Here is a 12,304-nt window from a genome sequence, read left to right as displayed (position 1 = left end):
TGTCTGCCAGTAGGTAGAGAATGCCAAATAATTGCGATGTGGTGGAACGGAGAAACGTTGAACTCCATTTCACTCAATCAACCAGATTAGCAGTGCATAATAATCGAGATCCAGGTGGAATCAGCATGAGCGAGCAAAAGCGCAGAAGAAGACGCGAGCGCGGTGGCGCATTAACTGAAGAACAACAGCTAAAACTTAAAGCCAAATTGGCTGACAGTCAGGCCAGAGCGCAACAAAATCAGTTGGCAGTGCGTCAAGATAGAACGGCCAAAGTGCCTTTAACGCCCGCCCAGCAACGTCTTTGGACTGCGTGGCAATTGGACCCACAAGACAGTGTTTATAACTTGGCGGGCACGCTGACGTTTCAGGGGCAACTGAACAAGGCGTGGGTGCAAGCTGGCTTTGCGCACTTGGTCGCGAAACACGGGATCTTGAATAGCCGTTTCAGTGAAGAAGCAGGCACCACCGTACAGCAATTGCAAAACGACAATGCATTTACCTTTATCGATATACCAACGCAAAGTGATATAGCGCAGCAGGCGTTTGAAATTGCAGACAAACCCTTTGATTTAACGGCTGAGCCTTTGCTACGCGTGGCCTTATTAGAAGTCCAAGGCGAGTGTACCTTGCTGGTGGTGATGCATCATATCGTCACTGATGGCACGTCGATGCAGCAGTTATTTAATGAATTTATTCAAGCGTATGCGCTGTTGCAATCTCAGCAAGATTTACCAGCAATTGAATCTAAAGCTGACTATTTAGATTATGCATTATGGTTGGACAAGCAAGACCATTCAGAGTTATTGGCCAAGCAATTAACGGACTGGCAAGGCGCACTTGGGGATGATTTTGAACCACTGCGCTTGCCTGCGAATAGCTTGGCGAGACAAGGGGGTAACTACCCAATTAGTACGCAGTCCTTGGCGTTACCAAACGCATTGTGGCAACAAGTGCAAGGGCTGACCAAGCAGCATCAAGTGACACCATATTTGGTGCTACTGAGCGCCTTTCAGTACTTATTACACCGTTATAGTGACCAAAACGATGTCAAAGTAGGGGTCCCAATTGCCAATCGCCACCATGCACAAACCCATGGTCTCATCGGCTTCTTTATTAATACTCAAGTAGTGCGGCTAGAGGTTGCGCCAGAGGACTGTTTTGCCTCACTGTTGGAAAAAGCCAAAGCGTTTTCACAATTTGCACAGGCTAATCAAGATTTGCCGTTTGAGCACCTTTTGGATGCCATTAAACCTGAGCGTAGCACTGGCAGTCACCCACTTTTTCAGGTCATGTTTAACTACTTGAAACGTGATAAAGGTGCCATGGATGCCTTGCAAGGCGTATCACTCAAAGATACCCAAGCGCTGCGCTTTTCGATGCCGTTTGATTTGCAATTAGATGTGATTGAAGAAGTCACGGGGGATACCACACTACATTTATACTTCGCCAACACACTTTACAGCGAAGCCTTTGCCAAACACTGTTTAGATGAACTTGCGGCCTTATTGTCTGCGGTTGCGAACAACCCTCAGTCGCCGTTGCAATACTTAGATTGGTATCCGCAGCAGCGTCAACAGTGCCTAGAAGCATTTTCCAAAGGTGCGGAGGCATTTCCATGGCAACGATCTATTGCTGATATCATCAGTGAACAAGCCAAGCAAACACCGCAGCACAGTGCCCTGATATTCGCAGGTGAGCACCTGAGTTATGGAGAGTTTGAACAGCGCACCAATCAGTTGGCAAACTGGTTGATTGCCCAAGGTGTTGGCGCTGAAGACCAAGTAGGCGTGTATTTCGACCGCAGTTTCGAGATGGTGATAGCGTTGATTGGGGTGATGAAAAGTGGCGCGGCGTATGTGCCCCTTGACCCTAATTTACCGGCCGATCGGGTTGAATATATTGCACAGAATAGCACCTTCAAACTGGTGCTGGGCAATCGCGAAAATAGTGCGTTTTCGGTACCTTATTATACGTGGGCGACGCTTGAATCGGCGATTGCTGAGCAAAATGATGATTACCCTAATGTGACTATCATACCCGCGCAGGCGGCGTATGTGATTTACACGTCGGGTTCAACGGGCAAGCCCAAAGGAGTGGTCAATAACCACCACGCTCTTTATAACCGTATTAGCTGGCAGGACCAAGCTTACCCAATTGACGCAACAGATCGTGTCTTGCAAAAAACACCGTATGGGTTTGATGTGTCTGTTTGGGAGTTTTTCTGGCCATTGATGCGTGGTGCAACCTTGGTTGTGGCGGAACCAGAAATCCACAAAGAGCCGCGTGATTTGGCCGCGCTTATTCAAGCACAGCAGGTGACTTTGCTGCACTTTGTACCTTCGATGTTACAGGCCTTTATCAGTGAACCTTTGGCGCAGCAATGTGACAGTATTAAACACATTATTTGTAGTGGTGAAGCGCTTCCTACGGCCCTGCAAGCAGACACTTTGAAGTTACTACCAGCACTTGAAATCCACAATTTATATGGTCCGACAGAAGCGGCCATCGACGTCAGCTATTACGAATGTGATGGTCGCACCGACAAGGCTGTCCCTATCGGTAAACCGATAGCGGGTTGTGAGTTGTGGGTGCTTGACCAACAGTTAAATCTCAGCCCGATTGGTGCCGTGGGTGAGTTATATATTGGTGGGATTGGCCTTGCGCGAGGTTATGCTAATCGTCCAGATCTGAGTGCTGAGCGTTTTGTGGCAAACCCATTTGCCAATGACGGTAGCCGCTTGTATCGCAGTGGAGATTTGGTGCGCTGGAGTGAATTGGGTGAGCTCGAATATTTAGGGCGAACCGACCATCAAGTTAAGATCCGAGGTTTACGCATTGAGTTGGGTGAAATCGAAACCCAGTTATTTGCCCAGCCGGGCGTAAAAGAAGCGGTGGTTGTGGCCATCTCTGGGCCCAATGGTGGCGCGCGTCTAGCCGCCTATGTGAGTGGCGAATCATTAGATGAAAGCCTGTTACATCAAGGGCTCAGTGATGCGCTGCCGGATTACATGGTACCGAGTTCGATTCGGGTACTGGATGCTTTACCGCTGAGCAGTAACGGTAAAGTGGATCGCAAAGCGCTACCTGAACCTAGTCTGCCAAATCAAACAACCTATCAAGCACCACAAGGTGAGCGCGAAGAGTTGCTGTGTCAAGCTTGGCAGCAGGTCCTTGGTCACAGCCAAATTGGTCGTGATGATAACTTTTTTGCCCTAGGCGGCGACTCGATTCTGAGTTTACAAATTGTGGCTGCAATGCGCCAGCATGGATTTGCACTGAGTGCCAAGCAGGTGTTTGAAGCGCCAACCATTGCGCAATTGGCCAAAGAGCTGAATGAATTAAGTGACGCGGATAAGATCCCGCAGAGTGTGAGTGGCGAAGTGCCCTTGTTACCCATTCAGCAAACATATTTTGCAAGGCAGCCTAAACACGTTAATCACTGGAACCAAGCGATCCGCTTAACACCGCCAGCAAGCATAGGATTAGCAGCGCTAACAGAAAGCGTGCAGGCTCTTATTGAACACCATGACGCTTTGCGGCTGCAATATCAGCAGCAGGGCGAATGGCTACAATCTTATCGTGACTATGATGAAGCGGATTACCGTGAAGTGGTGTGGTATCAGTCGACCACCGAGCAAGCGTTTGATAGCTACTGTTTGCAATTGGCGGAGCAAGCACAAGCGAGTTTAAACATCATGCGTGGTGATTCATTGCGCGTTGTATATGTGCATAGTGAAACCCGTCAGCAGTTGCTGTTAATTGCCCATCATTTGGTCATTGACGGGGTATCTTGGCGTATTTTGGTGGATGACTTATTGCAGGGGATTGCGCAGTCAGCAGCTGGTAAAGCAGTGGCATTTGCAGCAAAGAGCCACAGTTATCAATACTGGGCACAACAATTACAAACTTACCCCAGCGCCCACGAGGACGAATTTGCAATTTGGCAATCACAGCATAGCGATGCGCTAGATTTACCGAATTTTGTTGCCGATGGCGATGACACCATGGACCGTGCACAAACGCTAAATATCACGCTCAGTGAGTCACAGACACACTCCCTATTAACGCAGGCGCAACGTCCTTATCGCACACACATTGATGAGCTTCTATTGGCGGGGTTAAGTGTGGCCTTGAAGCAATGGACGGGTGCTGATGACGCGCAGGTATTCCTCGAAGGACATGGTCGTGAGCCGTGGCAGTCACAACTAGATTTAAGTCGCACGTTAGGCTGGTTTACGTCTCTGTACCCCGTTAAATTGGTTAGTTTTACGGACATTGCAGAGACCATTATTCATACCAAAGAGCGTTTGCGTGCACTGCCGAATAAGGGCATCGGTTACGGTGCTTTTAAATATTTTGGCAACGAGACGCAAAAGCAGGCGCTTTGTAGCACGCGCAAACCACAAATAGAGTTTAATTATTTAGGTCAGCTCGATGCTAATGGCAATGCGCAATTGGCGCAATGGCAAATGAGCACCGATGGTGTTGGCCGTAGTATTGCCCCTGAAAACCCACTCAGTGCAGACATTACCATCAATGGTGGCATTCAAAATGGTCAGCTGCAATTGGCTGTGACATACAGCAGCGCATGCTTGCTACAGGCTGATATGGCCGAGTTTGGCCAATTGCTTGAACGGGCGTTTGGTGACGTCATCGCGCATTGCCTCGAAGCCCAGTTGCGCTTAACACCTGCCGATGTGCCACTGCTGGCCTTGTCTCAAGCAGAGCTGGATGCATTGCCTATCTCACAGCAGGACGTTACCAGTATTTATCCTCTTTCACCCATGCAGCAGGGTATGATGTTCCACACCATGGTGGAGCAAAGTGCCGCGTATCTCAATCAGCTGAGATTGGATATTAGTGGTCTTGATGTGGCGCGCTTTAAAGCGGCTTGGCAACTGGTTGTTGATCGTCATGAGGCATTGCGCAGTGGCTTTTTGTCGGCGGCAAAGCAGCCTCTTCAGTATGTGGTAGAAGGTCACCAGATTGCGTTAACAGAACTAGATTGGCAAAGTGAACCAGCACAATCGACACATACCCTTGCCAAGTCACTGCTTGATACAGGGTTTGCAGTTACAGAGCAAGTGGGACTGATGTCTTTCACCTTAGTTCAGCAAGCGCCAGCGCAGCATCACTTTATTTGGACCTATCACCATATGCTGTTAGATGGTTGGAGTAGCACGGCGGTGTTGGCTGAAGTCATGGCCGCTTACCAAGCGCAAACATTACCAGCACCTGGGGGTCAGTTTAAAGATTACTTAGCGTATTTGGCGAACCAAGATGACGCCGCGGGAGACAGTTACTGGCAAAGTCGCCTTGAACGACTGGGTGATGCCTCTTATTTAACGCAGTTGCAAGTACGTGAACGCTTGGACGAGTCGCAGGGCTACGCGCAGCATACGTTGCAATTAAGCGAGCAACAAGCTGCGCAATTACAACGCTTTGCACAACAACAACAGCTCACGGTGAATACCGTTTTACAAGGCGCTTGGTCGCTGTTATTAGGGCGTATGCTGAACAAGTCAGCGGTTTGCTTTGGCGCGACGACATCAGGCCGCCCTGCTGACTTGGTTGGTAGTGATCGCACAGTGGGTCTATTTATCAATACCTTGCCAGTGATCAGCACGCTAGACGATGAACTGACCGTGGGGCAATGGCTCAAAGCTCGCCAGCAAGACAGTATGGCAAGCCGAGAGTTTGAACACACGCCTTTGTATCAAATACAAAAACTAGCTGAAGGGCAGGTGGAGTTCAATCAGCAAGGCTTGTTTGACAGTTTACTGATTTTCGAAAACTACCCAATCTCGGAGACTTTGGGTGCCTCAGAATTAGGCGGCGCGCGCTTTAACTTAGTTGAAAACCGTGAGGAAACCAATTACCCGCTGACCGTGTTTGTCGAGACAGCACAAGGTTTAACCATTAACTTTGCTTATCAGAGCTGGCAGCTTAGTGCTGAGTTGGTGGCGCAATGTGCCAATAACTTAGCGTTGCTATTAGAGACAGTGCAAACGCAAGTAGATCAGCCGCTTGGCCAGATCCAGTTGTTAGATAAACAGGCACAGGCTGCTCTTAACCAGTTGGGTCAAGGGCACAACGAGGCGCTGCCTGACTTTGATGCATTGGCCCTATTTGAAGCGCAGGCACAGCAATCACCACATGCGATAGCGGTGCGCAACGAACAAGGCGAATCACTTAACTATGAAGAGTTGAACCGCCGCGCGAATCAATTGGCGCAGGTGCTCATTCAAGCGGGGGTAGATATCGAAATGCCCGTCGCCGTAAGTATGACCCGCGGCCTTGATATGATTGTGGCGATGCTCGCCATAGGCAAGGCGGGCGGCGTGTATGTTCCAATTGCTTTGGAGTTGCCAGAAGCACGTCGCGATTATATTTTTGAACACAGCGGCGCAACGCTTGTCTTGACTAATACGACTGCAACGTTTGGCAATTCAGTCAGGTGTTTAAATGTCTCACAAATCGCACTAGATAATTATTCAGATAGCACGCCAGTCAAAGCTCGTCATCAAGCACAACTGGTGTATACCCTGTATACCTCTGGCTCTACCGGATTACCCAAAGGCGTGGCGATAAGCCATGGTAACCTACTCAATTTCTTGTTGGGCATGCAGCAACAACTGGGGTTGCATGAGGCGGTCAATGCACTGGCACTGACTTCCTTGTCGTTTGATATTTCCGGACTAGAAATTTACTTGCCGCTGATAAGCGGTGGTGCCGTGACCGTTGCAAATGATGCCACGACACTCACGCCTGAATTATTAGCACAGCAAGACCTACTGCAAGCGACTCCTGCGGGGTGGCGCAGCCTGTTGGCGCTTAATTTACTGACCGACGTGGCTGGCAAATTGGCATTGTGTGGCGGCGAAGCGCTGCCTGCAGAACTCGTGGCTGATTTAACCGCAACGGGTGTTGAACTTTGGAATATGTACGGGCCAACCGAAACGACCATTTGGTCGAGTTGTTATCGGGTTGCGCAATCGCCAGTGCACCTTGGCGCTGCGACGTTAAATACCCAGATGTATGTGCTTGATAATCAGTTAAACCTATGCCCACAAGGTGTCGCTGGGGAACTTTACATTGCTGGCGCAGGCCTGGCTCGTGGTTATTTAGCGCGGCCTGAACTCAGCGCAGAGCGCTTTGTGGCCAACCCGTTTGCAGCGGATGGTAGCCGTTTATATCGCACCGGAGATCTCGTACGTTGGAATGAGCGCGGCCAGCTTGAGTATTTAGGTCGTACCGACCATCAGGTGAAGATCCGTGGTTACCGTATCGAGCTCGGTGACATTGAAGCGCAGCTCTATCGCTGTGATGGCGTCGTTGAAGCCGTGGTGGTGGATGACAACAGCACTGGCAGCACACAATTGGTTGGCTATGTGTCGGGCGCAGCGCTAAATGGTGACGAACTCAAAAACCACATTGCGCAGTGGCTACCAGATTACATGGTGCCAGCACTGGTTATCGCATTGGACGACATGCCACATAACAGCAATGGCAAGATTGACCGCAAAGCGCTGCCAAAACCGCAGTGGCAAGCTGACCAAGCATTTGAAGCGCCACAAACCGAGACGGAGTTACGCCTTGCAGCAATTTGGCAGTCTGTATTGGGTGCAGAAAAAGTCGGCCGTGGTGATAATTTCTTTGCCCTTGGGGGAGATTCAATCAAGGCATTGAGTGTTGCCAGTCAAAGCCAGAGCAATGGGTTAAACTTTGAAATTGCGCAGCTATTTAGCACCGAAGATCTTGCGCAATTGGCTTCATTGATTGATGGCAACAGTGCAACCAATCGCTTAGCGCTGGTACGCAATGCTGAGACTTACACTGGGTTATCGTTTGCCGAACAACGTCAGTGGTTCTTATGGAAGCTCTCGCCACAGAGCAGTGCATATCATATTAAGGGCGCGTTGATGTTGGATGGGGAGCTCAACACCCGCGCATTGCAACAGGCATTGGATTACATTAAAAACAGTCATGATGCGCTGCGCACTGTGTATGTGGAAGATCAAGATGCGCAGGTATCTCAATATATTGCCACTGAAAGTGCGTGTATTTATCAAGAGTTTGATGCATCCGAGGGCGCAGATAGTCGCACGTGGCGAGCAAACTTTGTCGCTCAGCCGTTTGAATTGACTGAGGGCAACCTGTTTAGAGTCGGGCTTATCAAGCACAGTGACACGCGCCATGAGCTGGTGGTCGTCATGCACCATATTATCTCCGATGCGTGGTCACTACAGATCATTATCAATGATTTTGCCAAGGCATATGGTCAAGCACAGGCGGGCGCATTGCACTTAGCTGAAACCACAAAAATACGTTACAGCGATTACGCTCAGTGGCAGCGCGCATGGTTGAATGACGAGGTGAAAGCCCAGCAGTTGGCTTATTGGCATAGTGTCATTGGGGATGATTTATCCGCACTGCGCCTGCCCAGTGATTTAAATTCTGAGCAAAGTACTTACCAAGCCATAACGGAGCAAGTGGAGCTTGATTCGCAATTAAAAGCAGCCTTAGTGGACTTTGCTAAAGCGAATAATACGAGCTTATTTAATGTCTTGATGGCTGCGCTCAAGGTGTTACTGCATCGCTACAGTGGTCAGTCTACGATCCGCGTTGGGATGCCAATCGCCAATCGCCATACCGCAGGCACTGAATCTTTAGTGGGCTTCTTCGTTAATACCCAAGTGATCACCACTCAAATAAGCGGTGATACGTTATTGAGTGAAGTGCTAGCACAGGTCAAAACCCATATGTTAGGCGCACAAGCGCACCAAGATTTACCCTTTGAGCAGCTGTTAGACAGTCTTGATCTAGACCGAGACCTCGCTCAGCCGTTATTTCAAGTGATGATTAACCACCAGCGTGTGGACGGTGATGCCCTGCTTACATTACCCGAACTGGATGTGAGCCCTGTGACCATTGATGCCAGCGAAGCGCAGTTTGAACTCGTACTGAACTGTTATGAAGACAGCCATGGCCTGACGAATATTGAATTTGAATTTGCCAAAGAACGCTTCAGTAAAGCGCGTCGTGTAGAGCTGGCAAGCGCGCTTAGCACACTACTGACCGCTTTAGTGAGCGCACACGCTCAGCGCGTTGCAGACTTGCAATTACTTCCTGATGCAAAGCAAGCGCAATTACATGTGCTTGGTCAAGGCCAATCGCATCCAGCAGCTCCTTTAGTGACAGCGCAACTGGACGAAATTGCGATGCAGTATCCGCACCATATCGCATTGAAATTTGCGGATACTGAGCTCAATTACCAGCATTTGACAGCGCAGAGCAACCGTGTGGCACATTATCTTTGCGCACAGCAACACAAAGTAGTTGCAGTGCGCTTCGAGCGTGGCACAGACATGGTCGTTGCTGCGCTGGCGGTACTAAAATCAGGTGCGACCTATGTGCCAGTTGATCCGAGCCTACCAATCGAACGCCAGCAGTATATTGTCCAACGAAGTGGCGCCAGTCTGGTGCTCAGTGATGACACGAATACCCAGCTGCAAGGTACTCAGATTCAGCGCTTAGAGGACGGCTTAGTGGCTGACTATCCTGCTACCCCACTAAATCAAGTGATTCAACCTCAGCAGTTGGCGTATATGATCTTTACTTCCGGTTCGACGGGGCGACCAAAAGGAGTGGGCGTGTCTCATCAAGCCTTGGCAGATCATTGCTACGCGATGCAGCAGGCATACCAGTATCAGCATCTTGATCATGCGTTATTATTTGCTTCGATGGGCTTTGACGCCGCGCTAGAGCAGTTGCTTATGCCGCTTCTGAGTGGTGCGCAACTGAGTGTGGTGGACCCGAAGGCACTCAGTCCCGATGCACTGGTTGAATACGCCGCCACAGCAGGAGTTACTGTTGTCGACCTGCCACCTGCGTATTTACGTCATGTATCAACATTGAAATCGGTGCGTTTGTGTATCGTTGGCGGCGAAGGCTGGCACCAGGGGGACTTTAAGTTAGCACAGCAAAGCTTGCCTCAGGCACAGTTTGTCAATGCCTATGGTCCAACCGAAGCAGTCGTAACCCCAACGTTGTGGATAGGCGATGCACAGTCACAAGTGGCTGGTCGCTACGTCCCGATCGGGTTGCCTGTGGGTAACCGCCAAGTTTACGTGTTGGATGAGGCCCTTAATCTGCTGCCAAAAGGCGCAACTGGTGAGCTGTATATCGGTGGCAGTTGTCTTGCAGAAGGCTACATTGGCCAGCCAGAATTAACAGCCGAGCGCTTTGTGGCCAACCCATTTGGTGACCAAGGCGGGCGTTTGTACCGTACGGGTGATTTGGTGCGTTGGAACGAAGATGACCAATTAGAATATCTTGGTCGTGTGGATGATCAGATCAAAATACGTGGTCATCGTATTGAGTTGGGTGAAATCGAAGCGCAGCTCAGCGCACTCGCGGGTGTAGAGCAAGCTATTGTTGCGGTTCAAAATGCGAAGGCACAGTCTGTTTTAGTGGCGTATGCGGTCACTAAACTCACCGCGCATGACGTGCAGGCGCAACTGCGTGAAATCTTGCCCGAGTACATGATACCGCAAGCTATTGAAATCATGGCACAGCTGCCACTTAACCAAAATGGTAAGGTGGACCGTAAACGCTTGCCTGAGGTGGACTTGGCGGATAACGCCAGCGACTATGTTGCACCACAAGGCGAACTCGAGCTGCAAATCGCGCACGTTTGGCAGTCATTATTGCAGGTTGAACAGGTGGGACGTCACGACAACTTCTTTGCGCTTGGAGGGGATTCGATAACGGCACTGCGCTTGGTACCACGCATCAATGAACTCGGCGAGTACGGTATCGCAGTGAAAGATATCTTCAGCGCGCAAGACTTAGCAGCGCTTGCTCAATGTGTCTCAGCGTCTTCGCAGGGGGTTGAACGATTGGCATTGACACATGTTGAGCGTACTGCGCTTATGCCAGTATCTCCTGCGCAACAAAGCTTGTGGCTGACGGATAGACTCAGTACCAGCGACGCCGACAAAGCGGCTTATAATATTGCGGGGGCCGTTGAACTGACGGGCGAGTTGAATGTGGTTGCCCTTGAGCAAGCATTCAATGCGTTACTTAAGCGTCATGAGGTTTTACGCTCACGGTTTGTGGATGTAGAAGGTGAACCGCGTGTTGAAGTGCTTGATAACGAAACCCTTAAATTGACTGTTGAGCAAGTAGATAATGTTCTGCTGGCGCAGCACCAACGCAACGAGTTCGAGCAACAGCACTTTGATTTAAGTACCGCACCACTCATGCGCGCTAAGGTATTGCAGTTGGGTCAGCAACATTATCAATTGTTGGTGAGCATGCATCATATCATCAGTGATGGTTGGTCGATTGCCAATCTGGTTCAAGAGCTGGGGGTATTCTATGCTGAGCAGTTGGGGGACAGCAGTTTAGTCGCTCAGCTTACGCCTTTGCCAGTTCAGTATGCTGACTATGCAAGTTGGCAAACTGCACGTTTGGCGTCGCCAGAAGGTGAACAAAACAAGACTTTTTGGCAACAGCAGTTACAGGCCGCTCCGCCGGTGAGTGTTTTACCCCTGCACTTACCGCGTCCAGATAAACCGAGCAGTCAAGGTGAGCAGGTGGTGTTTGATATTGCACCACAGCTCACAGCGCAATTACACGCGTTGAGCGAAGCACATAACTTGTCGTTATTTGCCTTATTAAAAGCCAGTTATATGGCGTTTTTAAGCCAGCAAACGGGGCAGCAAGACCTAGTGGTCGGCACGGATTTGGCTGGGCGTGAAGAGGCGGCTTTGGAACCGCTAATTGGTTTCTTTATTAAGGTGTTACCTGTTCGTATTACGCTACAAGCCGACGAGAGCTTTATTAGCCTTGCACGACAGGTGCAGCAGCAGCTGTTGGCGATTCAAGAACATCAACTTCTGACGCTGGAGAGCATTGCGCAAGTGGCAGATGCTCCGCGTCAAAACGGGGTATCGCCGATCTTCCAGCAGCTATTTGTAATGCAAAATACGCCGCAACCGCGTTGGCCTGTTGCAGGCGTTGAAATCAGCGAATTACCGAGCGAGGGCGTTACCAGTAAATTCGACTCGGCCATCTTTATTGAACCAACAGCGCAAGGTTTGAGTGGCAATATGGTGTTTAAGCGTGCGCTCTATGTGAAAGATAAAATGCAAGCGACTATCACCGAGTGGCTTAATTTGTTGGCAACTTTAGCGTCTCAGCCTGAACAAGCACTGCCAAAACCGAAACGCAGTGGCGGCATGAAAAAACGTAAAATGGCGAAATTTGGTAAATTGAAAAAATAGTCATTCGACCATTA

At 49.8% G+C, this 12,304-nt stretch carries 1 protein-coding gene; it reads left to right on the top strand.

Features of this window, described 5'->3' with window-relative positions; translation table 11 throughout:
- Nucleotides 1–125 precede the first annotated feature (125 nt).
- Nucleotides 126–12,290 carry an amino acid adenylation domain-containing protein gene (locus N480_RS10440; RefSeq protein ID WP_196761473.1) on the top strand — a complete coding sequence of 4,055 codons (12,165 nt, stop codon included), beginning with the start codon at nt 126–128 and terminating at the stop codon, nt 12,288–12,290.
- Nucleotides 12,291–12,304 lie beyond the last annotated feature (14 nt).

This window comes from Pseudoalteromonas luteoviolacea S2607, assembly GCF_001625575.1.
GTDB classification, from domain to species: domain Bacteria; phylum Pseudomonadota; class Gammaproteobacteria; order Enterobacterales; family Alteromonadaceae; genus Pseudoalteromonas; species Pseudoalteromonas luteoviolacea_E.
Note: the sequence above shows the minus strand (reverse complement) of the source record. Positions and strands in the feature narration are given on the sequence as shown.